The sequence below is a fragment of the Aminobacter ciceronei genome (assembly GCF_014138625.1).
Lineage (GTDB): Bacteria > Pseudomonadota > Alphaproteobacteria > Rhizobiales > Rhizobiaceae > Aminobacter > Aminobacter ciceronei.
Window position 1 is genome coordinate 41,880 of sequence record NZ_JACJHY010000019.1, and the last position, 23,222, is coordinate 65,101.

Annotated in this window: 23 protein-coding genes; 14 read left to right on the top strand and 9 right to left on the bottom strand. The window is 63.2% G+C overall.

The features are described 5' to 3' along the window. Positions 1-8: 8 nt before the first annotated feature. The 3 genes from phnA to HNQ95_RS19200 all read right to left on the bottom strand — a co-directional run bounded on the left by phnA (position 9) and on the right by HNQ95_RS19200 (position 4,317). Entirely contained in the window at positions 9-1,265 is a 1,257-nt protein-coding gene (phnA, locus tag HNQ95_RS19190; RefSeq protein ID WP_182575076.1) for a phosphonoacetate hydrolase, read from the bottom strand. A 30-nt stretch (positions 1,266-1,295) separates the two neighbouring features. After that, positions 1,296-2,516 carry a 2-aminoethylphosphonate--pyruvate transaminase gene (locus HNQ95_RS19195; RefSeq protein ID WP_067968033.1) on the bottom strand — a complete coding sequence of 407 codons (1,221 nt, stop codon included), beginning with the start codon at positions 2,514-2,516 and terminating at the stop codon, positions 1,296-1,298. Positions 2,517-2,649: 133 nt separating this feature from the next. Next, complete coding sequence (locus HNQ95_RS19200; RefSeq protein WP_182575075.1) at positions 2,650-4,317, bottom strand: Na/Pi cotransporter family protein; 1,668 nt, start codon at positions 4,315-4,317, stop codon at positions 2,650-2,652. Between the two features lie 142 nt (positions 4,318-4,459). Between HNQ95_RS19200 and HNQ95_RS19205 the strand changes: the two genes are divergently transcribed. From HNQ95_RS19205 to HNQ95_RS19215, 3 genes are all read left to right on the top strand, one after another. Beyond that, positions 4,460-5,329, top strand: coding sequence for a LysR substrate-binding domain-containing protein (locus HNQ95_RS19205; RefSeq protein WP_182575074.1), 870 nt, complete (start codon positions 4,460-4,462; stop codon positions 5,327-5,329). A gap of 59 nt (positions 5,330-5,388) precedes the next feature. Next, positions 5,389-6,372, top strand: a complete 984-nt coding sequence (locus HNQ95_RS19210; RefSeq protein ID WP_182575073.1) for a YeeE/YedE thiosulfate transporter family protein — start codon at positions 5,389-5,391, stop codon at positions 6,370-6,372. A gap of 113 nt (positions 6,373-6,485) precedes the next feature. Further along, positions 6,486-6,653, top strand: coding sequence for a hypothetical protein (locus HNQ95_RS19215; RefSeq protein WP_169808396.1), 168 nt, complete (start codon positions 6,486-6,488; stop codon positions 6,651-6,653). Between the two features lie 24 nt (positions 6,654-6,677). On the opposite strand, the gene HNQ95_RS19220 is transcribed toward HNQ95_RS19215, so the two are convergent. After that, positions 6,678-7,055, bottom strand: a complete 378-nt coding sequence (locus HNQ95_RS19220; RefSeq protein ID WP_067968045.1) for a YciI family protein — start codon at positions 7,053-7,055, stop codon at positions 6,678-6,680. Positions 7,056-7,169: 114 nt separating this feature from the next. Continuing rightward, the gene (locus HNQ95_RS19225; RefSeq protein WP_182575072.1) at positions 7,170-8,078 is read right to left on the bottom strand and encodes a LysR family transcriptional regulator; all 909 of its coding nucleotides are present in this window, start codon (positions 8,076-8,078) and stop codon (positions 7,170-7,172) included. A 137-nt stretch (positions 8,079-8,215) separates the two neighbouring features. Here HNQ95_RS19225 and gstA point away from each other — a divergent pair, with 137 nt between their 5' ends. Together gstA and HNQ95_RS19235 are read left to right on the top strand one after the other, a co-directional pair. Then, a complete protein-coding gene (gene gstA, locus HNQ95_RS19230) occupies positions 8,216-8,842 on the top strand; it encodes a glutathione transferase GstA (RefSeq protein WP_154384357.1) in 627 nt (208 codons plus the stop codon). A gap of 2 nt (positions 8,843-8,844) precedes the next feature. Then, on the top strand, positions 8,845-9,174 hold the full coding sequence (locus tag HNQ95_RS19235) for a DMT family transporter (protein WP_182575071.1): 330 nt from the start codon (positions 8,845-8,847) through the stop codon (positions 9,172-9,174). 60 nt (positions 9,175-9,234) lie between these two features. Here HNQ95_RS19235 and HNQ95_RS19240 read toward each other — a convergent pair whose 3' ends face one another. Then, complete coding sequence (locus HNQ95_RS19240) at positions 9,235-11,712, bottom strand: GcvT family protein (protein ID WP_182575070.1); 2,478 nt, start codon at positions 11,710-11,712, stop codon at positions 9,235-9,237. Positions 11,713-11,930: 218 nt separating this feature from the next. On the opposite strand from HNQ95_RS19240, the gene HNQ95_RS19245 reads away from it, so the two are divergent. Beyond that, positions 11,931-12,590, top strand: coding sequence for a dihydrofolate reductase family protein (locus HNQ95_RS19245; protein WP_182575069.1), 660 nt, complete (start codon positions 11,931-11,933; stop codon positions 12,588-12,590). Positions 12,591-12,634: 44 nt separating this feature from the next. Here HNQ95_RS19245 and HNQ95_RS19250 read toward each other — a convergent pair whose 3' ends face one another. Together HNQ95_RS19250 and HNQ95_RS19255 are read right to left on the bottom strand one after the other, a co-directional pair. Continuing rightward, positions 12,635-13,417, bottom strand: a complete 783-nt coding sequence (locus HNQ95_RS19250) for a DeoR/GlpR family DNA-binding transcription regulator (RefSeq protein ID WP_182575068.1) — start codon at positions 13,415-13,417, stop codon at positions 12,635-12,637. A gap of 119 nt (positions 13,418-13,536) precedes the next feature. After that, entirely contained in the window at positions 13,537-13,770 is a 234-nt protein-coding gene (locus HNQ95_RS19255; protein ID WP_182575067.1) for a hypothetical protein, read from the bottom strand. Positions 13,771-13,877: 107 nt separating this feature from the next. Here HNQ95_RS19255 and HNQ95_RS19260 point away from each other — a divergent pair, with 107 nt between their 5' ends. The 4 genes from HNQ95_RS19260 (at position 13,878) to HNQ95_RS19275 (ending at position 17,699) form a co-directional block, all read left to right on the top strand. After that, positions 13,878-14,936 (top strand): GlxA family transcriptional regulator, encoded by a 1,059-nt coding sequence (locus HNQ95_RS19260; RefSeq protein WP_182575066.1) that lies wholly within the window; start codon positions 13,878-13,880, stop codon positions 14,934-14,936. 290 nt (positions 14,937-15,226) lie between these two features. Next, entirely contained in the window at positions 15,227-16,762 is a 1,536-nt protein-coding gene (locus HNQ95_RS19265; protein ID WP_182575065.1) for an FAD-dependent oxidoreductase, read from the top strand. Beyond that, complete coding sequence (locus tag HNQ95_RS19270) at positions 16,750-16,956, top strand: tautomerase family protein (RefSeq protein ID WP_067968066.1); 207 nt, start codon at positions 16,750-16,752, stop codon at positions 16,954-16,956. Before HNQ95_RS19265 ends, HNQ95_RS19270 begins: the two co-directional genes overlap by 13 nt. 53 nt (positions 16,957-17,009) lie before the next feature. Next, complete coding sequence (locus HNQ95_RS19275) at positions 17,010-17,699, top strand: RraA family protein (protein ID WP_246340892.1); 690 nt, start codon at positions 17,010-17,012, stop codon at positions 17,697-17,699. Positions 17,700-17,730: 31 nt separating this feature from the next. On the opposite strand, the gene HNQ95_RS19280 is transcribed toward HNQ95_RS19275, so the two are convergent. Then, positions 17,731-18,696 carry a LysR family transcriptional regulator gene (locus tag HNQ95_RS19280; protein ID WP_246340891.1) on the bottom strand — a complete coding sequence of 322 codons (966 nt, stop codon included), beginning with the start codon at positions 18,694-18,696 and terminating at the stop codon, positions 17,731-17,733. 203 nt (positions 18,697-18,899) lie between these two features. Here HNQ95_RS19280 and HNQ95_RS19285 point away from each other — a divergent pair, with 203 nt between their 5' ends. From HNQ95_RS19285 to HNQ95_RS19300, 4 genes are all read left to right on the top strand, one after another. Next, entirely contained in the window at positions 18,900-20,498 is a 1,599-nt protein-coding gene (locus HNQ95_RS19285; RefSeq protein ID WP_154384361.1) for an ABC transporter substrate-binding protein, read from the top strand. 168 nt (positions 20,499-20,666) lie between these two features. Beyond that, complete coding sequence (locus HNQ95_RS19290; protein WP_210283827.1) at positions 20,667-21,356, top strand: maleate cis-trans isomerase family protein; 690 nt, start codon at positions 20,667-20,669, stop codon at positions 21,354-21,356. Between the two features lie 22 nt (positions 21,357-21,378). Then, positions 21,379-22,260 carry an ABC transporter permease gene (locus HNQ95_RS19295; RefSeq protein WP_154384362.1) on the top strand — a complete coding sequence of 294 codons (882 nt, stop codon included), beginning with the start codon at positions 21,379-21,381 and terminating at the stop codon, positions 22,258-22,260. A 15-nt stretch (positions 22,261-22,275) separates the two neighbouring features. Continuing rightward, positions 22,276-23,220 (top strand): ABC transporter permease, encoded by a 945-nt coding sequence (locus HNQ95_RS19300; protein WP_154384363.1) that lies wholly within the window; start codon positions 22,276-22,278, stop codon positions 23,218-23,220. The last annotated feature ends 2 nt before the right edge of the window (positions 23,221-23,222 follow it).

Here is a 23,222-nt window from a genome sequence, read left to right on the forward strand (position 1 = left end):
GTCCTCCCTCAGGCCTGTGCTGCGGCAAGCGCGGCATAATAGAACGCATCGAAGTTGCGCAGAACCGGCTCGTTGGGCAGCGTCTCAAGCTTGCGGTTGACGATGAACGGCACTGCCTGCTCGGTCAGGCCGCCATGCGATCGCAGCGGCTCGTTGAGGGCTGCGAGGTCGTGGCGGTGTTCGCTGGTGCCGATGGTCTTGTTTTCGGTGGACACCAGAACGATGTCGCCGATGCGGTCGGAGGGCAGTTCGAAGCGTTCGCAGGCCGTGGCGTTGTCGATGACGACGTCGATGCCCTCGATGGCGGCGAGGCGCTTCATGATGCCGGCCTGGTCTGCACCCTCGGGCAGGTAGGCGGTGGCAAACGAGCCGAGCGCGCCGTGATGGACGACATAAGGATCGGTGATCGGCAGGATGACGCGCGCTGCGTCCTTGCCGAGCCACTCGTCGAGCAGGTCCTGGACATAGACCACGTCAGGGGTGCCGTCGGCCTTGTGCTTGGGCTTCATGCCGTGATCGGCGGTGATGACGATGGCAGCACCGAGCGCGTCGAGTTCGCCGAGATACTTGTCGAACATCTCGTAGAAGGCGTTGGCCTGTGGCACGCCGGGTGCATATTTGTGCTGCACATAGTCGGTCGTTGTCAGGTACATCACGTCAGGCTTGAATTCCTTCAGCAGCTTGACGCCGGCGGCAAAGACGAACTCCGACAGTTCGGCCGAATAGACCTCAGGCACCGGCTTGCCGAGCCAGGCCGACGCATTGTCGATGCCGTGTTCGGCCTTTGTCGAGACATCGGACTTCTCAGACGAGAAGCAGATGGCGCGGCCGTCGTCGAACTTCAGGCCGCTGCCGAGAAGCGCCCGCAGCTTGTCCTTGGCGGTGACCACGGCGACGCGGGCGCCGGCATCGTAGAAGGCCTGGAAGACGGTCGGCGCGCGCAGGAAGCGCGGGTCGTTCATCATCACTTCCTTGCCGGTCTCGCGCTCGTAGAGATAGTTGCCGCAGATGCCGTGGACTGCAGGCGGTCGGCCGGTCGCAATCGACAGATTGTTGGGGTTGGTGAAGCTCGGAATGACGCTGTGGGCGGTACGCTCGGTGCCGTTGGCGCGGATCTTCACCAGGTTCGGCATCAGGCCCGCCTTGATCGCTTCGTCGAGATAGGCCGGCTCGCAGCCGTCGAGGCAGATGGCAATCGCCGGCACGCGCGGCCGCTCATAGGTGCGGCCGTTGGCGCTGACGTTGATCGTGGTCATCTTGTTCATTGGGAGGGGTCCTTTGTGATCTTCTTGTTGTCAGGCGGCGAGCTTGGCGCGCTCGGCGATGGCGGCTGCGGGGGGAGCAGCGGTGTCGACGCCCATCTGACGCAGGGACTGGCCGGCGGCCTCGACGACCTTGCGCATGACATGCTCGTCCATCCGCCCGATGCAGCCGACGCGGAAGCTGTCCACCACGGTCAGCTTGCCCGGATAGATGATGAAGCCCTTTTCCTTCATCAGCTCGTAGAAGCGGTCGAAGGCAAAGTCCGGATGGGCGGGGCAGAAGAAGGTGACGATGATCGGCGAGAGCCAGCGGTCCTTGAGCAGCGTCTCGAAGCCGAGCTCGCGCATGCCAGCCACCATGACGTCGCGATTCCTGGTGTAGCGGGCGCCGCGGCCGGCGACGCCGCCTTCGGCCTCGTGTTGGCGCAGCGCCTCGAGGAAGGCAGCAACCACATGCGTCGGCGGAGTGTAGCGCCACTGGCCGGTCTTGTTCATGTGCGCCCACTGGGCATGCACGTCGAGGCTGAGCGAGTGGCTGCGGCCCTTTGCGGCTTCGAGTTCACTCTTGCGGGCGATGATGAAGCCGAAGCCGGGTACGCCCTCGATGCATTTGTTGGCGGAAGACACCATGGCCTCGTAGCGCACGTCGCCGACTTCGAGCGGGATGGCACCAAAGGCGCTCATCGAGTCGACCAGGAACTTGCGGCCCTTGGCGTAGACGGTTTCGGAGATCTCGGCGACCGGGTTGAGGATGCCGGAGCTGGTCTCGCAGTGGACCAGGATGACGTGGGTGATGGCAGGGTCGGCGTCGAGGGCTGCAGCCACCTCATCACCGCGCGGCGGCATGTAGTCGCCCTTGTCGATGGCGACGTGGTCGCGGCCGAGATAGCCGAGGGTCTGGACGATGCGCTGGCCGTAGGCGCCATTGACCAGCACCAGCGCCTTGCCGTCACGCGGCACGAACGAGCCGAGCATCGCCTCGACGGCGAAGCTGCCCGAGCCTTGCATCGGTACGCAGTCGAATTCGTTGTTGGTATCGCCGAGCATGGCGAGCAGCCGCTGACGCATCTCTGATGTCATCGCCCGGAAGTCGCCGTCCCATGAACCCCAGTCGCGCAGCATCGCTTGCTTGACGGCATAGGAGGTGGTCAACGGCCCGGGGGTGAGCAAATAGGGCTCACCCAATGCCGGAGCAGGGAGGGGGGCCGGAGCAGGGAAGGGGGCCTGAGCCGCAAGCTTATGTTCGGACAGCATTTTCGTCTCCTCGCCGTCATCCTGAGATTGCCTATGGCTCACCTTGGAATCCCCTGATCCATATGTACAATCGTTATTTCGTATCCAATGATAAGTCTGGGTGATGATGTTTGGATGACACGGGCAAATTCGCTCAGGCCGTCTTGGCCAGCCGGCTTTCCAAGAGGTCGCCGCTCTGAGTCAGGATCGGGTAGGCGACGGATACCAGCAGCGAGTTGAATTCCTTCAGCGCCCGCACCGCTTCGAGATGGATGTCGCTGGTCTCGATGCTCTGCACCGTACCCGATTGCAGGCGCTTCAGGTGGCGTTCATGGCTGTCGCGCTCCAGCTTGCGCATGCGTTCCTTCTCGACCACCAGCTGGCGCGCTGCTTCGAGGTCGCCCGAGACAAGCACGTTCATGGCGATCTGCATGTTGGCGAGCACCCGGTCATGCAGGGCCGTCAGCTCCGACCAGCCTTCCCTCGAGAAGCTCAGCCTCTTGTCGCTCTTCTCTTCGGCCAGTACCAAAAGGTTCTTTGCGATGATGTCGCCGGCATGTTCGAGATTGATGGCGAGGTCGGTCAGTTCGATGCCGCGCCGCGCCTCGTCCTGGCTCATCGTGCCGCGATTGACCTCGGCGATGTAGAGCTTGATGTCGGTGTGGGCGCGGTTGACCTCCTCGTCGAGCCGACGCAACTGTGCCACGCGTGCCTTGTCGCCGCTTTCGAACAGCTCCATGACTGGCCGCAGCATGATCTCCACCGTTTCGGCCATGCGCAGCACCTCGCGGGTGGCGCTCGCCAGCGCCACGCCAGGCATCTTGATGACGGTGCGGTCGAGCGCGCTCTTGCGCCGCGACATCAGGTCGAATGTTTCTTCGCCTGCCGGCGCGTCAGGCAGGATCAACCGCGCGAGTCGTTCCATTGTCTCGGTGAAGGGCAGGCAGACGACCAGCAAAGTAAGGTTGAAGGCGAGATGCAAATTGACCACCTGCCGGGCGGCCGACTCGCCGAACCAGGATATCGGCAGGGTAGCCGCCTGCAGGCCAACCAGAATGGCGACTGCTGCCGTTGCCCGGAAGATCAGGTTGCCCAGCGGGATGCGTCTGGAATCGATTGCCTGGCCACGGGTCAAGCCGACAGCGACCAGTCCGGCGCCGAGATTGACGCCGAGGATCATCGGCAGCGCCACCTCTGCCGGCAGCACGCCCTGGGCCGCCATCGACATGAACAAAAGCACCGAGGCGACGCTGGAATGGATCAGCCATGTAAACAGTGCAGCTGCGCCGAAGGCCGTCACCGGATCGCCGCGCAGATAGTCGATCGCCATCGGCAGCAAGGCGCTGTGACGCATCGGTGCGGTCGCTTCGCCGACCATGCGCAGCGAGATCAGGATGAAGGCGATGCCGAGCAGCGTGCGCCCGGTCTGCTTGACGATCCGGGCCTCGACCTTGAGGAACATTGTGGCGCCGGCGAACAGCAGCAACGGCACCAGCCAGCTGAGGTCGAAAGACAGCGCCTGCACCACCAGCGCAGAGCCGACATCGGCGCCCAGCATGACGGCAAGCCCGCCGGAGACGGTCATCGCGCCGGTTGCAGCGAAACCCGCGGCGAGCACTGCAACGGCCGTCGCACTCTGCAACATGACGGCAAGCACGGTGCCGGCAGCCGCCGCACGCACCCGGCCTTTGGTGGCGCCACGCAGCGCCTCGCGCAACAATACGCCATGGGCGCGCTCGACGCCGGTGCGCACCATGCGCACGGCCCACAGCAGAAGCATGATGGCGCCTGCCAGCTGCAGCAGGATATACAGAAGATGCATGGTGCCGTGCCTCCCAACGCGCGGCGCGCAAGGGTGGCGCCTGCCCTATCCTCGGCATGTCAGGCCATAAATCAAATCGTTAGTTTCGATGTTTCTATCGCTCCAGTTTATTGCTAGTCTGATCTGATATCAGGGATCAGACATGCGCTACGTGCAGCTCAGGGCTTTCCACTATGTCGCGGTGTGCGGCGGTTTTTCACGCGCCGCCGAGATGCTGTTTCTCACCCAGCCGGCCATTTCCGACCAGGTGCGCAAGCTGGAGGAAGAGTATGACGTGCTGTTGTTCAACCGTCACAAGAAGCAGGTGACGCCGACGGCGTCGGGCCTGCAACTGCTCGAAATCACGCGGCGCATGTTCGACACGGAACAGCAGGCACTCGAGCTCTTGTCGGAATCCCGCGCGCTACGCTCAGGCACGCTGCGCATCGTCGCGGACGCCGCCCACCATCTGCTGCACATTCTCGGCCAATTCCGCCAGAAGTATCCCGGTATCCAGGTCTCGGTCCGCGCTGGCAATACCGAAACGGTCATTTCCAGCCTCTACAGCTACGAAGCCGATATCGGCGTGCTCGGCGAAATTCCGACCGGCCGCGATTTCGAGATCGTCAAGCTCAATTCGACGCCGATCATAGCATTCGTCTCGACCGATCATCCGCTGGCGACAGCCAAGTCGCTGTCGCTGCACGAACTGTCCTTGCTGCCGCTGGTGATGCGCGAACGCGGCTCGAAAACCCGCGCCAAGCTGGAGGACCTCGCTTCGAAGGAGGGTTACGAATTCAAGCCGGCGATCGAGGCGGAAGGCCGCGAGGCGGTGCGCGAGATCGTCGCCTCGGGCGCCGGTGTCGGCTTCGTATCGGCGGCAGAGTTCGGACAGGACGTCCGACTTGTCCAGATCCCGATCGCTGCGCCCGAAATGCTGATGGACGAAGCACTGATCTGCCTCAAGGAGCGCAGCGGCGGCAAGCTGGTGCGGGTCTTCCTCGATATCGCTAGGTCGATGGCTACGGGATGAGCATCGCTAGCGACCTGTGCTAGGCTGTCTTGCCCACCAGCCTGGGAGGCCTGCCCGTCTTGGAGATCATCGTCCTCTCGCTCCTGCTGCTCTCGCTGGCCTTTTCGCTCGGCTTTGTCCTCAACAGAAGCTCGACCTGCGCAGTGATCGCGATGACTGAGCTCCTGCAGGAGCGCAAGCCGGCGCGCTTCGTGGCATTCTTCGAGTGCACGCTCTGGGGCGCGCTCATCTACGCGGCCTGGCAAATGACGTCCGGACCGCAGGCGCATTGGTCGGCGTTGGCCTACACCGCCACCGGCGGCGTGATCTTCGGCGTCGGGGCTTTCGTGAACGGCGCCTGCGCTTTCGGCAGCGTCGGCCATCTTGGCAATGGCGATACCCAGTTCGGCTTCACATTCCTTGGCATGTATGCGGTCTCGACTGTAGCAAGCCTTGCAAAGGCTGTTGCCCGCAGTGATGACGTCGTCAATGTCTCTTCAGGTTGCCGCGCCAGTCACCCTGTCGATGCTGGTCGGATTTGCCCTCCTCCGTTTTGTGATCCAGCGAAACAACGTCACGGCATATCTCAAGATGACATGCGCCATGCTGGCCATTGGCGTGGCCTACGCCACGATCGTCTTGCTCAAACCTGGCTGGTCCATCGCGCTGTCGCATGCTCAATCGCTTCCATTGGCATCCATAGCCATTACCGTGGCAATGTTTGCCGGCAGCGTTGGCAGTCGCTGGTTGGAGAGAGGCCGCACCAGGATCAAATGGCCAAGCCTCCGCGGCGCGCTTCGCCGCCTCGTCGGAGGGACGCTGATGGGAAGCGGGGCAGTGCTTATCCCTGGCGGCAACGACACGCTGCTGCTGGTGGGGCTACCCATAGGCGCCCAGGAGGCGGCGCTTGCCTATCTGCTGTTTGCCATATCGGTTGCAGTTCTTGTTCGGACGATTGGCTCACCGGCCCAGGCATGGTCTTAGCGATCTGGCGGTTCCGGGTTCAACACTTTGCAAAAATTTTCTCTGGTGTGAAACAAGATTTCATGCTAGGAATTATCTGACTTCGGATCAGATCGGCAATCGGCCGCCATCCGAACATTCGCAGACCCAAGCAACCCAACCATGTGCCGAAGCCTCCGGGCTTCGGGCAGGTCGCTATTGACTGGCGATGGCTATGAAAACGGCATCAACCTTCCTCCAGCTTTTGGCCCTGAGCGCATGCCTCGTTGCCCGGGTCCTTGGCGCGGGAGACATGCAGACGCCGGGTGTGCGCCGTGCCCTGCAGACCATGGCGGGAGCCGGACGTCAGACGATCACCGAATGCCTGACAGCGCAGGCCTGAGGCGGAACCGGAGGAGAATGCCTGCTAGCCGTCGACGGCGATCGCAGCGCCGGGAACATAGAGCAAGATCGGCCGTATTTCGTAAACCGCGGTCGGGTTGGCGGAACGCAGCTCGCGTGCCGCGGCCACCGCGCCGTCCATGCTGGGATAGTCCACCACGTAGAAACCGAGAAGCTGCTCCTTCGTCTCGGCGAACGGACCGTCGGTGACCAGTCCCAGTCCCTTTCCCCGCAGCGTGACCGCGCTTTCGGTCGGCCCGAGGCGCGCTGCCGGTCCCAGATGCTTTTCGCCGACGAGACGATCATTGACCTCAAGCAGGTCCTCCATAAGTGCGGCGTCTTCTTCCTCGGTCCAGGATTCGACAACGCCCTCGGCGTGATAGGCCAGGATGGCATACAGCATGGTTGTTCCTCTCTTCTTCCGCACCTTCCGATTGCGGACAAGCGAGCCATTGTTTGGCGCTGACTGCAAGTGTCAAAAGCTGTCCGGTCGCCGTCTTGGCAGGACGGCAGCCGATCACATGCGTATGCCTTCGAAAAGCTCGTGCTCGCGAGCCAATCCCTCGCCGACGACGTCGAAGAAGGCACGGACACGCGCCGTGCCCTTCAGGTCCTGATGGGTGACGATCCAGAGCTCGCCGGCGAGTTCCTCGATCGGCCGCGCCAGCGCGCGCACCAACCCCGGCTCGCCGTCGCCGAGATAACAAGGCAGGAGTGCCAGGCCGATGCCGGCCCGGGCCGCCACCGACTGGTTGACCAGGCTGTTGGTGCGGTAGACGAAACGTTCGGCCGGAACGTTGCGGTCCAGCCAGTCTGCGGCCGTGATGCCACCCGCCGTCTCCTCCCAGCCGACAAGGGCATGCGGTCCGAGCGCCGCTGTGTCGCGGATCGCGCCATCATGGGCGTCGAGATAAGCCGGCGAGGCAAAGAAGGTCCAGGCGACGCCGGCAAGCTTGCGGCCCCAGAGGTCGCCTTCCCTGGGCCGGATCGGCCTGAGCGCCACGTCGGCCTCGCGACGCGACAGGCTGAGAACACGGTTCTCGATGGCCAGTTCGACAACGATGCCGGGATGCACGGCGCGGAACCCGGCCAGATGCTTGGTCAGCCTGGAGTAGGCGAGCGTTTCCGACGAGGTGACGCGCAGCCGCCCGGACAGGCGGCCATCGGCGCCAGCGATGTCGCGTGCCAGCGCCAGCGCCTCGTCCTCCATGCGCTCGGCAGCCGCCGCCATGCGCTCGCCTGCCGGTGTCAGTTGGTAGATGCCGCCGGGCAGGCGCTCGAACACCCGCACCGCCAGCTTCTGTTCGAGCCCGTTGAGCCTGCGAAACACCGTCGAGTGGTCGATGCCGAGCAATGCTGCGGCTGAGGTGAGGCTGCCAGCACGGGCCACGGCGAGCACCAGCCTGAGTTCATTCCAGTCTTCCATGCATACGTTTTAGCACGGCGTATCTTTGCAGTCATGCAAGCGTGGTTGGCGAAATGCCAATGAGCGTTGCCAGATCGCAAGCTCTAGATTGTCCCCTGAAGCAACGACCGTCAGGTCAGAACCCAAGAGGACAGACCATGAAACTCTACTATGCCACCGGGACCTGCTCGCTCTCGCCACACATCGTGGCGCTGGAGGCTGGCATTCCACTCGACATCGAGCGCGTCGACATCTTCAGGAAGCCGCATGTCACCGGCGCCGGAAATGACTTCACCACGGTGAACCCGAACGCCTATGTGCCGGTGCTCGAACTCGACGACGGCTCGCTCCTCACCGAGGGGGCAGCGATCGTGCAGTATCTTGCCGATCTTAAGCCGGAAATCGGGCTGGCACCGGCGGCCGGCACGCGCGAGCGTTACCAGTTGCAGTCCTGGCTCAACTTCGTCGCCACCGAACTGCACAAGATGTACAGCCCGTGGCTGTTCCACCCCGAATATGGCGTCCAGGCGCAGGAGGTGGCGCGCGGCAAGATCACCGAACGTCTGGCTTATGTCGAACGCCATCTGGAGCGCAGCGGCCTCTATCTGATGGGCGAGACCTTCACCGCCGCTGACGCCTATCTCTTCACCATTGTCGGCTGGTCCGCCTATGCCAAGGTCGACCTCTCCGCGTTCCCGCAACTGCGCGCCTACATGGATCGTGTCGGCGCGCGGCCCAAGGTGCGCGACGCGATGCGGGCCGAAGGCATGAAGCTCGCGGCCTGACCATGGGCCAGGGACTTGCCTGGGCGCTTCTGGTGGTGGCGGGCGTGCTCGACGTTGCCTGGGCGGTGTCGATGAAACATGCCGAAGGCTACACTCGGCCCGGTTGGACGGTGGTCTCGGTGCTTCTGCTGGCAGCCTTCGTCTATCTGCTTGGCAAGGTACTTCAGGTCCTGCCCGTCGGCACCGCCTATGCGGTGTGGACCGGTCTTGGCGCAGCCGGCACGGTCATTATGGGCGTCGTGTTGTTCGGCGAGACGCTTGGGCCGTTGAAGCTGGGTGGCGTCATTGTCGTGCTTGCCGGCATCGCCATGCTGAAGCTGGCGGAAGCCTGACGCAAAAGAAAAGCCCCTCCCGCGGCGGGAGGGGCAGTCGGGGGAGGGGTCTGGGAATGATCAGGCAGCTTCGTGCAGTTCCGTGCTGTCGGCCTTCACGCGCTCGGATTTGGGATCGTAGGGCGCCTTGAGATGAGCCGTTGCCGTGTAGCGTTCACCGGCAAGGTCGATCTCGAAGCGGCCGCTTTCGATGAAGTCCTTGTCGATGCCGGCCTCGTTGTGCAGCAGGCCGAGCGCCACCGAGCGGCCGAGCGTGTGGCCGTAAGCAGCCGAGCGCACTTCGCCGACTGGTTTGCCGTCGCGCAGGATCAGTTCACCGCCCCAGAGCATGGGTGCCGCATCGTCCACCGTGAATTGTACGATGCGGCGGGTGAGCTTGCCCTTGGCCTTGGCGGCGACCAGCGCCTCCTTGCCGATGAAGCCGTTAGGCTTGTCCATCGACACGGCGAAGGCGAGGCCGGCCTCGTACGGGGTGATATCGGGCGTCAGCTCGCGGCTCCAGGCGCGGAAGCCCTTCTCGATACGCAGCGCTTCCAGCGCATAGTAGCCGCAGTCGGCAAGGCCATGCTCGCGGCCCGCTTCGTGCAGCGCCTCATAGACGCCGATGGCGAATTCGGTCGGCACGATCAGCTCCCAGCCAAGCTCGCCGACATAGGTCATGCGGTTGGCGTAGGCGGTGGCATAGCCGATGTCGATCTCGCGGATGGTGGCAAAGGGGAAGCCGGTATTGGAGAGATCGGCCGAAGTCAGCTTGGCCAGGATGTCGCGCGAGCGTGGTCCCATCAGCGCCAGCACGGCATAAGACGAGGTGACGTCGGTCAGCGTTACATGCGCGTCCTCGGGGACGTTCTTTGAAATCCAGTCGGCATCGTGCACCGCCTGGGCCGAGCCGGTGACGAGCAAGAACTTGTCGCGGCCGAGACGCATCACGGTAAGATCGCTCTCATAGCCGCCGCGCTCGTTGAGCAGGCCGGTATAGATCGAGCGACCGATCTCGACGTCGATATCGGCTGCGCAGATGCGGTTGAGCACTCGCGCTGCGTCGCGGCCCTGCACCAAAATCTTGGCAAACGAGGTCTGGTCGAAAATGCCTGATGCCTCGCGGGTGGCCTTCATCTCGCGCTTCACCGCCTCATGCCAGTTCTGCTTGCCGAAGGCGTATTGCGTCTCGGGCTTCTCACCTTGGGCGGCGAACCAGTTGGCGCGCTCCCAGCCCATCTTGGAGCCGAAGCAGGCGCCCTTCGCGGCGAGCCGGTCGTACAGCGCGGAGCGACGGAAGGGACGGGCGGTGTCGAGCTCTCGGTTCGGCCAGGGCATGGCGTAGTGCAGGCCGAGCGTTTCCTTGACGCGGTCGTGCAGCCAGCGCGGATTGTTGTTGAAGCCGGCAAAGCGCCTGATATCGACCGGCCACAGGTCCATGGTCGCTGCACCATTGACGATCCACTCGGCCAGCGCCCGGCCGGCGCCGCCGGCACTGGCGATGCCCATCGAATTGAAACCGGCGCCAACGTAGAAATTCTTCAGTTCCGGTGCCTCGCCGAGGATGAAGTTGTTGTCGGCGGTGAAGCTTTCGGGCCCGTTGTAGAATTTCTTGACCTCTGAGGTTTCCAGCTGCGGCACGCGGACAAGCGCGTTCTGCATCAGGATCTCGAACTGGTCCCAGTCGTCGGGCAGAAGCGCGAACTCGAAACCGTCAGGAATGCCCTTCATGCCCCACGGCTTGGCCTCGGGTTCGAAGCCGCCCATGACCAGGCCGCCGACCTCTTCCTTGAAATAGATGTAGCCGTCGGGGTCACGCAGCACCGGCAGGTCCGGATGCACACCCTCGATCTTGCCAGTGACGATGTACATGTGCTCTGCCGAATGCAGCGGTACGGTCACGCCGCACATCGCGCCAACCTTGCGCGCCCACTGTCCGGCGCAGTTGACCACGATTTCGGCTGCGATGTCTCCCTTGTCGGTGGAAACACCTGTCGCCCGGCCGTCTTTGGTCTGGATGCCGGTGACGCGGACACGCTCGATGACCCGCGCACCGCGGTTGCGCGCGCCCTTGGCCAGCGACTGGGTCAGGTCGGTCGGGTTGGCCTTGCCGTCGCCCGGCAGCCAGACCGCGCCGACCAGATCGTCGATGGCCATCACCGGCCATTTCTCTTGCGCTTCCCTGGCCGAGATCACCTCGATGTCGACGCCCTGCGCGCGGGCCGATGCGGCGGTGCGCTTCAGCACGGTCATGCGGTCGGCGCTGCGTGCCACCGACAGCGAGCCGCAGTTTTTCCAGCCCGTCGCAAGCCCGGTCTCGGCCTCGAGCTCGCTGTAGAGCTGGGTCGAGTATTTGATCAGGCTGGTCATGTTGGCGTGGCTGCGCAGTTGCCCGACGAGGCCGGCGGCGTGCCAGGTGGTACCGCCACTGAGCTGGCCCTGCTCGAGCAGCACGACATCGGTCCAGCCGAGTTTTGTCAGGTGATAGGCGACCGAGCAGCCGATGATGCCACCGCCGATGATGACGACGCGTGCCTGCGTCGGGAATTGCTGCGCCATGATGAAAGAACCTCCCAAAGGTGATGCTTGTCACCATATCTTGGTTGCAACAAAATGCAACATAAAATGCAACAAATAATCACATCAGATCACGCACCTGATGGCGACCTTGCGGCGGCGTGGCGCGGCTGGCAGAAATTTTCGCGGCGCTGTCGGAACGCGCCGCCGCCGAACGTCTTCAAGACGTAGAGCCGGTTGGGGCGATGAAGGAGAATGACATGAGAAAGATCGTGGTGGGTGCATTCATGAGCCTCGACGGCATCATGCAGGCGCCGGGCGGACCGGACGAGGATCCGATCGGCGGCTTCACATTTGGCGGCTGGGCCGCGCCCTATTTCGACGAGACGATGACCGAGGCGGTGGGCGAAATGTTCGCGAGGCCCTTCGACCTTCTGCTCGGGCGCAAGACTTGGGACATCTTCGCAGCGCACTGGCCTTATGTCGACGCCGACGACCCGATCGGCCCGCTGTTCGACCGCATCAACAAATATGTCGCGACGCGCAATCCCGAGCTGAAGCTCGGCTGGCAGAACAGCCATTCGCTCGGGACCGATGTTGTCTCTGGCGTTCGCAAGCTGAAATCAGAGGATGGGCCGGACCTTCTCACCCAGGGTTCGACCGATTTCCTCAAGACGCTGCTCGCCAACGACCTCGTCGACGAGCTCAACATCTCGATCTTTCCGCTGGTGCTCGGCAAGGGCAAGCGGCTGTTCGGCGACGCGGCGCTGCCGTCGAAGCTGAAACTGGTGTCGTCCAAGGTTTCCGGCACGGGCGTGACCGTCAACAAATATGTCCGCGACGGCGATATCGTCACCGGCTCGTTCGAGTTCGAGACGCCGACAGAGGCGGAACTGGAGCGGCGGCGGAAGCTGACTTGACGTTCACGCAAAAGGCGGAGCGACGTGGCGCCGCGCTTCGCCATCTATTCCCCGACGATCACCTTCGGCCCCTTGCGCTCCAGCGCCTCGATCATCGCTGCGGGCGGAGGAGCGTCGACGATGACGCCGGCGGCGAGTTCGAAGCGCTGGATGCGCAGCGGCGTCAGCCGGCCAAACTTGGAGCTGTCGAGCACGAAATAGGCGCGGGCCGCGGTGGCTGCCATGCGCGAGCGCTGTTCGGCGCCGTTGCGGGTGAAGTCGGTGATCTCGCCGTCGGGCGACAACGCGCCGCCACCGAGAAAGGCGACGTCGATGCGGAAGCGGCCGATGGCTTCGAGCGCGTCGACGCCGACGGCAGCCTCCTCCGACGGGTCGATCTCGCCGCCCAGCATGTGCACGCGCACATGCGGCTGGCGGCACATGTGCAAAGCGATCGTCAGGCTGGTGGTGCAGATGGTCAGGTTCTGTTTGCATGTCAACGCATGGGCCACGGCGAGCGTGGTCGTGCCGGAATCGAGGAACACCACCATGCCGTCCTCGACCAGCGCTGCGGCAGCCCTGCCGATTGCCGCCTTGCCGGCGGCATTCTCCTGACTGCGCAGGGTCAGGGCCGGCTCGGTCGCCTCGAACAGGGTTGCGCCGCCATGGACGAGGTCGAGCTGGCCGCGCTCGGCCAGGAACTTCATGTCGCGCCTGATGGTCTCGCGCGACACGTCGAAGAAGGCGGCGAGCTCGGTGATGCCGACCGATCCGTCGGTGGCCAGCCGCCTCAGGATCTCATCGTGGCGGCGCGGCGCGAGCGCCCTGTGGTTCTGCGAGTCGGACATGCACTCTATGTGGCGGCATTGCTCCTGTTATGGCAAGCAGATGTTGCAATGTGTGGCATGTGGAGTGTGGCGCCACATCAGAACGCCGCATAGGTCTGTTCGGACGCGCGGCGCTCTGGCTAGTCGTAGGCGCAGCGCTCGACGACGGTTGCCCGGCTGCGGCGGCCGAAGGCCTTGACCTCGATTTCCTTGAGGTCCGCCTCCTCACCCTTGAGAATCCACTGGTTCCTTGCCACGCCGCAGAAAGCCAGGTCACCGAAGGTGACGGCTTTCCGTGACTGGCTGTTGAGCGTGACTGCGCCCGTGGCAGCTGTCGGGCAGTGAACCAGGACTTCCTGGAGTGACGCTGCCAAGAATCGCAATGTTGCATTTTGTGCTATTTTGCGCCAATTTGTGCCTCGACGGTTTTGGCCTGGGAAAAGTTGAGCTCCTGCCTTGCCGCATGCGCCGGGAGGGCCACATGAACGCGCCAAGCAAGCACACGGACTTCGATGTGGCAGCCCGCTGGCCGGGCGTGAGTTTCCAGCGCCCGGTGCCGCGATCCCAGGTGGCGCAGGCATCTGCCGCGTTCTCCATCCTGCTCTTGCGGGGCTTTTCCCAGCTCTGCCTGTCGTCACTGGTCGAACCGTTGCGGCTCGCGAATTCCCTCGCCGGTGCCGAGCTGTTCCGCTGGAAGCTCGTCAGCCTCGACGGCCGCTCGGTGGCGAGCGCCAGCGGCATTTCGGTTGAGGTTTCCGGCAGCTTCGCCGAGGCGGCCAGGGCGCTGCCGTTCGAGCCGCAGGCGGCATTGGCGATCTGCGCCGGGGAGGGTGTGGAACGGCACGGCTCGCAGGAACTGCGCGCCTGCCTGCGCCGTGTCGGCCGCGCCCAACTCCCGATCTATGCCTTGGGCACCGCAACCTGGCTGCTGGCCGACGCTGGATTGCTCGGTGACGCCCGTTGCACCATCCACTGGGGCAAGATGGCGGCGCTGTCCGAGACCTTTTACGACCTCGCCATCGACGATGCGCTGTTCGTGCGTGATGGCCAGATCATCACCTGCGCCGGTGAGTTGGCGGCCTTCGACCTCGCCATCGACATCGTGCAGGAGCGCTGCGGCACCGAGCTGGCGCGCAGCATCTGCCAACACGTCACAGCCGACCGCTGGCGTGATGGCGCGGCCTGCCAGTCGGTGCCACCCGGCCTGCGCTACGGCAACACCGGCAAGAAGCTGTTGCGCATCATCCAGCTTATGGAAAAGTACATCGAAGAGCCGCTGTCGCTCGAGGAGATCTCGGAGCGGGTTTCGCTGTCGCGCCGCCAGATCGAACGGCTGTTCGAACGCCATCTCGCGACAACGCCGTGGCAGCATTATCTCGGCCTGCGGCTTGCCAAGGCGCGCCAGCTGATCGAGCTGACGGCGATGCCGATCATGGACGTCGCGGTTGCCTGCGGCTTCGTTTCGTCATCGCATTTCTCGAAAAGCTTCCGCGATCACTTCAAGGTCCTGCCGAGCAAACTACGGGCGGCGGCAGCCTAGCCGTCCCGATCCAAGCCTCGACCGATCTTCTGGTCCGCGACAATCAGATTAATCAGGGTTCCTGATAAATAATCCAGAAATTGCTATTTGTCGATCAATCCCCAGCATTGCTAAGACTCTTTCACTGCATGAGGGGCGTGCGGTTGGCGGCAAGACAACCTGTGGGTGGCGCATGTTTCCCACGACCAGTTTTCATCACCTGAAAATTCTCAATCTCGCTGACGCGAGCGCTGCCAGCATGCCTCTGACGTGTTCGAAACAAGCGACCGGCGCTGGAAAGTTGGCGGACCATGAGCGAACCATCTGTCGAACTGCTCGAAGGGCGGAGCTTCGATGTCCTCATCGTCGGTGCCGGTGCCAATGGTTCGGCAACGGCGGAAGCGTTGGCGAGGGCCGGCTATCTGGTCTTGCTCGTTGACAAGTCGGATTTTGGCAGCGGCACCACCAGTCGCTCTAGCCGCATGCTGCACTGTGGCTTCCGATCGCTCGAAGGCGCTGCTGGCAAGTCCTTGTGGCAGCATCTGACCCAGTTGCCGGACCGGCTGAAGCTGTTGAAGAGTGCCCGCGAACAGCTTGCCGCACGTGCCGATTTCGCTTCGGTGATGCCTGCGCGGGTACGGCCGGTGACTATCGCCATGCCACTCTTTCGCGGCAGCGTCGGCGGGTGGCAGATAGACATGGCGGCGGTGCTGCTGTCACTGCTCGGAACGGGTGGCTTCCCGCTCAATTACAGGCGGCTGAAGGCCCATGAACTCGCGGACCTGCCGTTTGCCGATTGGCTGCGCCAGCGCCAAGACTTCACCGGTGCCGTGACCTTTTGTGATTATGTTTTCGACTGGCCGGAACGCATCTGCGTCGACCAGGCGATGGCGGCGGAACAACTGGGCGCCTGCGTTCGCAACTACACCGCCGTCGAAACCATGTTCCAGTCTTCAGACGGTGGCTGGACAGTGGCCCTGCGCGACGAGATTGACGGCACCAAGGCAACTGTTGCAGTCCGGCTCGTTCTCAATCTTGCCGGACCCTGGATCGACAAAGTCACGCAAACGGCATCTTCGACCGCCCCCCAGCGTATCGCGGCGAGCAAGGGTGTGCAGATCGCCGTTGCGCTGCCCGAACGCTTCCAGGACCACGGTTTGGTGGCGGCGACAGACAAGGGGGCATTTGTCTGCATCCCTAGCCAGGGGCTGCACCTGATCGGTGCAACCAACAGCAAATTCACCGGCGATCCCTCGGATGCCGTAGCGACTGAAGACGAAATTGAGAATCTGCTCGCGCGTACGAATGCGCTGTTGCCCGGCGCGGGCCTGGGCAGGGCCGATGTGCGCTATGCCATTGCGGGTGTCCGGCCGGGCAGCAGGGGTTCGCCCGGGCGAGTCATTCATGACCACGCGGCCGACGGCCTGCCCGGGCTTGTTTCGGTGACAGGCGGAACAGTCGCGACCTCGCGTCAGACCGCCCAATCCTTACGGAGGCTGGTTGCCAGGCGCTTCAAGGCATCTCGCCCGGCTAAAGGTGAGCGCCTCGACCTGCTTGATCCGAAACGTGGCGCTGCCGACGCCCCAAGATTTGCCGTGGAACATGCCAGAACCATCGCTGACGTGGTTTTCCGTCGTGGTGGGGAAGCGTGGACAACCCATTTCGACGCGCAAATGCTTCAGGCCACCGCCGATGCGCTCGGCCGCAGCAATGGCTGGGATCCGGCACGCACAGACCAGGCCATAGCCGCATTTCGTGCCGAACTGGACGAATACTACCGACGCGACCTCGGGTCGGCCCCCTCCGAACCATCTGAAATCAGCAGGAGTACAGCATGCCCTTCGTAAGAATAGAACTCTTTCCCGGCCGCACGCGTGATCAGAAGGCTGCCGCCGCCAAGGCGGTGACCGAGGCCTTGGTTAACACGCTCGGAACGGGGCCCCAGTCCGTCTATATCACCTTCTGGGAGATGCAGCGCGAGGACTGCGCGGTGGGCGGGTTTCTGAAGGACGAGCCTGCCGCGGCGTCGAAGGGGCCATAATCGGAAGAACAGAAAGCGCCGGCAGTGGCCGGCGTTTTTCTTGGGGGGAAAGAATGACCGAAGAGATGCGTGGTTGGGGGTTCAGGGTGCTGCAGCGCCGGCACAAGGTGGATGACGCAACGGTTGCGTTGTTCCGGAAGCTTCCGGTGGCAATCGTCAGCGATTGCATGTCGCGCATGGCAGCCGGCGGCAGCGGCATCAGGCCCATGCATGCCGGCGGCGGCTTCGCCGGTCCGGCGCTGACCGTGAAGACGCGACCGGGCGACAACCTCATGGTGCACAAGGCCATCGATCTTGCCGAGCCGGGTGACGTGCTGGTTGTCGACGCCGGCGGCGACCTGACCAACGCCATCATCGGCGAGATGATGGCAGCTCATGCAGCAAACCGGGGTGTCACCGGCATCATCATCAATGGCGCCATCCGCGACAGCAAGGCGATTGGCGAGGCCAGCTTTCCCATCCATGCGGCAGGCGTGACCCACCGCGGGCCCTATCGCAACGGCCCGGGCGAGATCAACGTCGAGGTTTCCATCGACGGCATGGTCGTTTGTCCGGGCGATCTCGTCATCGGCGACGATGACGGCATCCTCGCAGTACCGCATCGTGACGCCATCGCCATCCATGCCTTGGCAGCGGCAAAGAAGGCCGATGAGGATGCGGTCATGGCGAAAATACTGGCGGGAACGAACGATCGTTCCTGGGTCGACGCGGAATTGGCATGCACGGCCTGCCGCTTCGAATAGACAAAGCACTCACGTCCGAGGATTGACGGCGTTAAGCCGTGCCCTCATTTGCCGGTTCGATGATATTGTCCTTTGCGGCAGCGCGTAGCGCCGTCTTGATCATCCGGATGATCTCGATTGACGCCGGCGGCAAGATTCTGCCGCGGCGCTTGATGATGCTGACGTCGCGCCAGACCGTTGGCTCGACAAGCTGGCAGAAGCGCAGGGGGCTGTCGGCTTTCGGGGCGGACAGGGCAGGAGTTGTCGTAACGCCCAATCCCGTTTCGATCATCGCCCACAGCGTTGAATTGTTGGAAACCTCGTAGCGCGGCAGCCGGATCGTCTCGGGCAGCTCGGGTATCTGTTCGAGCAGCGGCGCGGTTGCCGTATCGATGGTCAAGCCGATGAAATCCCATCCGGCGAGGTCTGCCCATCGCACCGGGGCTCCTGTTTGCGCCAGGGGATGGTCGTAACGTGCCAGAAGCCCGAGCTGGTCGCGAAACAGCGGTGTGAATTCGAGCTCCGCGTCCTCGCGTTCCTTGCTGCCGACACCGAAGTCGACCTCATTCTGGCGCACCCTGCGGCGGACATCAGACGAGTTGCCGTCACGCACACGCACATGAATGTCTGGATTGCGGTCGGCCATATCCTTGACAATGTCCGGCAGCACTTTGGTGGCGATGGAGTAGACCGAGGCGATGGCAACACGCTGGCGGCGCTGGTGCGCCGTCGCCCGGATATCCTGGATGGCTATGTCGAAGTCGCCGACGATCTTCTCGGCGATGGGCAGGAAATCGCTCGCCTCTGGAGTCAGCGTCACATTGCGGGTCGTCCGGTCGAACAGGCTCGCGCCGACCATGTCTTCGAGCTGTCGTATCGCCATGGTCAGAGCCGGTTGCGAGACATGCAGGTCGACTGCGGCGCGAGTGAAGCTCTTGTACCTGCAGACGCTCAAGAAAGAGCGGATGTGCCGAATGCTGACTGTGTAGATGGGGGAATTTCGAGGCGGGCTGGCCATGCTGATTCGTCCATCCTGATAAATAAGTATTGCTAATCAATAGACGAGTTTTTCAGATTTGAATATCCAATCGCCCTGTTTGATAGTGGCCTTGGACTTGCAGGCAAAGACGCTTGGATCGGTCGGAAGGAGGCCGCGCCTGCGCTAACAACGACAAGAACAATCGAGCTGGGGAGACCGAGATGGAATTGGGGAGGAACAACATGTTTCGTTTGAAGAACAAGGCGCATGCGGCAGGCATTGCGCTGATCGCGCTGGGTGCAGCGATGGTGTCGGCCCAGGCGCCGGCCTTTGCAGCAACGGTTACCGTCGGATCGGAGGCTGCGCTGCCGCCGCTAGACCCGCAGCGCACCACCGGCAGTGTCGGGCTTCGGATTGCGGGCGCGATTTTTGATACGCTGATCCGGGAAGACCTGTCCAAGGGCGGCGCCGGCGTGCCTGATATCGCGTCCGGCTTGGCCGAGTCCTGGAGCGTTTCCGAAGATGGCCTGACCTATACCCTCAAGCTGCGCAAGGGCGTGACGTTCCACGATGGCACGCCGTTCGACGCGCAGGCCGTGCAGGCCAATTTTGACAGGCTTCTGAACAAGGAATCGCCTGTTTTCGACGAGCGCGCTTCCAGCACCATGGCGTTCCTGACGCGCTGGATCGCCAGCACCAAGGTGGTCGACGGCGAGACTTTCGCCCTGGTTCTGAAAGAGCCGTTTTCCGGGCTGCCGCGCCTGCTCAGCGATCGCAGCATGTCGATCATCTCGCCTGCCGCGATGGCAAAATACAAGGGTGACGAGCTCGGCTTCAATCCGGTCGGCACCGGCCCGTTCAAGTTGGGTACGCTGGACCAGGGCCAGGTCCTGACACTGGACAGGAATGATGCCTATTGGCGAGGTGTACCGAAGGTCGACAAGCTCGTCTTCAAGGCGGTGACCGATCCGACGGCACTCGCCATCGCCATGCAGACCGGTGTCGTCGACGTCATCCCGAGCGCCAGCGCCGAGCAGGTGACGCAGCTTTCGGCCGAGGCCGATCTCAAGGTGCAGTATACCGACGCAGCGAACTTCTATTTCATCCGTCTGAACATGAACGCCGAGCACACCAAGGACGTGCGCTTTCGCCAGGCCTTGAACTACGCCGTCAATCGCGACTTCATCGCCGCGTTGTTCGGTGGTCAGGCTGTGCCGCGTGGCGGGCCGGTGCCGACCGGCAACGAGATAACCGCGTTGGCGGCAGGCACCGTCAAGGAATACAATTACGACCCGGAAAAGGCGAAGGCACTGCTGGCCGAGATTGGCGTCAAGCAGCCCGTCACGCTCAAGGTGCTGGCCCCAAACAACGGACCGGGCTTCGGGCTGTCGCCGCAATTGATGGCGCTCGTCCAGCAGGATCTGGCCGCCGTCGGCGTCGACCTCCAGCCGCAGCTGCTCGAATTTACGACAATGATCTCGACCGAGCGGCCGGGTTACGCCAACGACGTGCACGGTTCCTACAATGGCTGGGTCACCGGTGCGGGTAGCGCCTATGTCTTCGAGCGCTTGTTTGCCAGTTCGCAGCAGCCGCCCAAGGGCGTCAATCGTGGCTGGTACAAGAACGACGACGTCGACGCCAAGCTGGCTGCCGCCCGCAGCGAGCGCGACGAGACCAAGCGTGCCGGCCTCTACGTCGATGCCGCCGCAAAGGTAGCGGAGGATGCCCCTTACGTGTTCCTCTACCAGGATCGTTTGCCGCGGGTCATCCGCAGCAACATCAAGGGTATCGAGCCTGCATCGTCGGTCTACATCGACTTCTCGCAGGTCTCGGTCGACTGAGCCCATCTCTGCCCCGACCACCAAGGGCGGGGCTCGAACCCATCTGTCGGGGCGCGACCCGGACATCATCACGAACCCGTTCCAGGGTCGCGCTTCGATTTCGGCACATTGAATTACCAAAGGGAGAGTTTTCACATGATGTTAGGTTGGCGAGCCAGGATTGGCCAGATGCGTCCCGCGACGTCCATTGAAGGGGCCGAAGAGTGGCGCTCGGTTGCACCTGTCGGTGTCGCCTTCGCCGATGCCCGCACCATCGTCCCACGCGTCGATGACGCCGGGTTGCGGGTGATGATGAGCCAGGTTCTGGAGGCATCGCGCCAGCTTGCGACCGCAAAGGTCGACCTGATCGTGCAGTGCGGCGCACCCGGCACCTTCTTGCGTGGCCCCGGTCATGACGAACAGGTCGTCGCAGAGATCGAGAAGGAAACTGGTATTCCGGCAATCACCATGATGGCATCGATGATGGACGCCCTCAAGGCGGTCAATTCCCGCAAGGTCGCCGTTGGAACCATCTATTCCGACGAGGTCAACGCGGCGATGACGAGCTATATGGAAGCACAGGGCTTTCAGGTCCGTGCCATGGGCGGTCTCCAGATCACCGATCCGTTCGAGGCTAGCCTTCACGATTCCGACAGCGCCTACCGCCTCGGCCGGCAAGTGTTCAAGGAAGCCGGCGACGCCGACGCGATCCTGATTTCCTGCGGTACCTACCGTACCTTCGAGATGATCCACTATCTTGAGATGGACACCGGCGTGCCGGTGATCTCCAGCAACCAGGCGACGCTGTGGCGTGCGCTGCGTTATCTCGGCCTTCGCGACCAGATTCCCAATCTCGGGAAGCTCTGGTCCGTCGCCTAGACAGCGCTTGGGGAGGATAGCGATGTCAGAGGCAGCAGCAACTGCAGGCGAGGACACCACGCGCTCGGCAGGCTTCGGCCGGCTGTTCCGGAACGGGACGCTGGTGACAGGCCTGGCCATACTGGGTGTCATGGTGTTCGTGGCCGTGTTCGCCGACCTCATTGCGCCGCATGACGCGTTCCGCGCCAATCCGATTGCGCGCTATCTTCCCCCGCTCTCGCCAGGATACCTCCTTGGCACCGACGAGCTCGGCCGCGACATATTGAGCCGGCTGATCTACGGCGCGAGGCTGGCATTGTTGGTCGCTGTCGTCCCCACAGTCATTGCGTTGGTCATCGGTGGTGCGGTCGGGCTGTTCGCCGGTTATGCCGGCGGTGTCTGGGACAGCATCGTCATGCGCATCTTCGACGTGATGTTCGCCTTCCCAGGCATTTTGCTGGCGCTGGGCATCAGTGCCGCGCTCGGGCCTGGCCTGTCCTCGATGATCATCGCGATGATCGTCGTCACCATCCCGGCCTTCGGCAGGATCGTTCGCGGCGTCGTCCTTGGCGTCAAGGAAGAGCTCTATGTCGAGGCGGCGACAGCGCTTGGCTATGGCCATCTCCGGATTGCCCTGCGCCACGTACTGCCAAACGTACTCGCTCCGGTGCTGATCTATGGCACGCTACAGACCGGGCGAAACGTCATTCTGGCAGCAAGCCTGAGCTTCCTTGGCCTCGGCCCTCAGCCGCCGACGCCCGACTGGGGACAGATGCTTGGCGGCGGCCGCATGGCGCTCGCCACTGCCGCCCACGTCGCCACAATCCCGGGCATTGCCATCGCCCTGCTTGCCATCGGCTTCAACCTTCTGGGCGACGCCGCAAGAGACCTGCTCGATCCGCGCATGAAGCGCGACCGCGACTGAGCTTAGGAAACCGAGATGCTGTCCTTTATCGCACGTCGCGCCTTGCAGACGATCCCCGTGATATTCGGTGTCACGCTGGCAACGTTCCTGCTGTCGCAGATCATTCCCGGTGACCCGACTGACATTTTGCTTGGGCCGGGTGCATCGGAGGAGGCGAGGGCGCAATTGCGCCAGGCGCTGGGTCTCGATCGCTCTGCGGTCGGCCAATACCTGCTCTACTTGCAGAACCTGGTGCAGGGTGATTTCGGCCAGTCGTTGACCTTCTCCAAGCCGGTTTCCGAGGTGCTTGCCTCGCGCATGATGAATACGGCATTGCTCGCCTTTGCGGCAATCGTGCTTGCCTCGGTGCTCGGCGTTGCCGCAGGCACGTTCGCGGCCCTCAAGCCCGGATCGCTGCGCGATCGCGCGCTGACTGTCGTCGTGCTGTTTCTCAACAGCATGCCGTCCTTCTGGCTTGGCCTGCTGCTGATCCTGGCCTTCGGTCTCCAGCTTCGGTTGCTGCCCGTCAGCGGCATGACCTCCGGTGACGGCGGTCTAGTCAATCTGCTTGCGCATATGCTGCTGCCGACGCTGACGCTTGCGGCCTGGTCTCTCGCCGCCATTGCCCGCATGACGAGGTCGTCACTGCTCGACGTCATTGGCAGCGACTATGTCCGCACTGCCCGCAGCCGTGGCATCGGCGAATGGCGCATCGTCTTCTTCCACGCCCTGCCCAACGCCATGCCGGCCGTCATCACGGTCATCGGAATGCAGATGGGCTTCCTGCTCAGCGGGGCGGTCATGACTGAGACCGTGTTCTCGTGGCCGGGAATCGGACTTGCCATGTACCAGGCGATCTCGACGCGGGACATCCCGCTGATCCAGGGCGGCATTCTCCTGCTCGCCGTCGCCTTCGTGCTGATCAATTTCACGATCGACATCCTGTACGCCTACTTCAACCCCAAGATCAAACTGGCTTGATC

Bases quoted from the DNA above. Each gene is read 5' to 3' on its own strand.
- phnA (WP_182575076.1), bottom strand. From the start codon at position 1,265: ATGAACAAGATGACCACGATCAACGTCAGCGCCAACGGCCGCACCTAT.
- HNQ95_RS19195 (WP_067968033.1), bottom strand. From the start codon at position 2,516: ATGCTGTCCGAACATAAGCTTGCGGCTCAGGCCCCCTTCCCTGCTCCG.
- HNQ95_RS19200 (WP_182575075.1), bottom strand. From the start codon at position 4,317: ATGCATCTTCTGTATATCCTGCTGCAGCTGGCAGGCGCCATCATGCTT.
- HNQ95_RS19205 (WP_182575074.1), top strand. From the start codon at position 4,460: ATGCGCTACGTGCAGCTCAGGGCTTTCCACTATGTCGCGGTGTGCGGC.
- HNQ95_RS19215 (WP_169808396.1), top strand. From the start codon at position 6,486: ATGAAAACGGCATCAACCTTCCTCCAGCTTTTGGCCCTGAGCGCATGC.
- HNQ95_RS19220 (WP_067968045.1), bottom strand. From the start codon at position 7,055: ATGCTGTATGCCATCCTGGCCTATCACGCCGAGGGCGTTGTCGAATCC.
- HNQ95_RS19225 (WP_182575072.1), bottom strand. From the start codon at position 8,078: ATGGAAGACTGGAATGAACTCAGGCTGGTGCTCGCCGTGGCCCGTGCT.
- gstA (WP_154384357.1), top strand. From the start codon at position 8,216: ATGAAACTCTACTATGCCACCGGGACCTGCTCGCTCTCGCCACACATC.
- HNQ95_RS19235 (WP_182575071.1), top strand. From the start codon at position 8,845: ATGGGCCAGGGACTTGCCTGGGCGCTTCTGGTGGTGGCGGGCGTGCTC.
- HNQ95_RS19240 (WP_182575070.1), bottom strand. From the start codon at position 11,712: ATGGCGCAGCAATTCCCGACGCAGGCACGCGTCGTCATCATCGGCGGT.
- HNQ95_RS19245 (WP_182575069.1), top strand. From the start codon at position 11,931: ATGAGAAAGATCGTGGTGGGTGCATTCATGAGCCTCGACGGCATCATG.
- HNQ95_RS19250 (WP_182575068.1), bottom strand. From the start codon at position 13,417: ATGTCCGACTCGCAGAACCACAGGGCGCTCGCGCCGCGCCGCCACGAT.
- HNQ95_RS19260 (WP_182575066.1), top strand. From the start codon at position 13,878: ATGAACGCGCCAAGCAAGCACACGGACTTCGATGTGGCAGCCCGCTGG.
- HNQ95_RS19265 (WP_182575065.1), top strand. From the start codon at position 15,227: ATGAGCGAACCATCTGTCGAACTGCTCGAAGGGCGGAGCTTCGATGTC.
- HNQ95_RS19270 (WP_067968066.1), top strand. From the start codon at position 16,750: ATGCCCTTCGTAAGAATAGAACTCTTTCCCGGCCGCACGCGTGATCAG.
- HNQ95_RS19275 (WP_246340892.1), top strand. From the start codon at position 17,010: ATGACCGAAGAGATGCGTGGTTGGGGGTTCAGGGTGCTGCAGCGCCGG.
- HNQ95_RS19280 (WP_246340891.1), bottom strand. From the start codon at position 18,696: ATGGCCAGCCCGCCTCGAAATTCCCCCATCTACACAGTCAGCATTCGG.
- HNQ95_RS19285 (WP_154384361.1), top strand. From the start codon at position 18,900: ATGTTTCGTTTGAAGAACAAGGCGCATGCGGCAGGCATTGCGCTGATC.
- HNQ95_RS19290 (WP_210283827.1), top strand. From the start codon at position 20,667: ATGCGTCCCGCGACGTCCATTGAAGGGGCCGAAGAGTGGCGCTCGGTT.
- HNQ95_RS19295 (WP_154384362.1), top strand. From the start codon at position 21,379: ATGTCAGAGGCAGCAGCAACTGCAGGCGAGGACACCACGCGCTCGGCA.
- HNQ95_RS19300 (WP_154384363.1), top strand. From the start codon at position 22,276: ATGCTGTCCTTTATCGCACGTCGCGCCTTGCAGACGATCCCCGTGATA.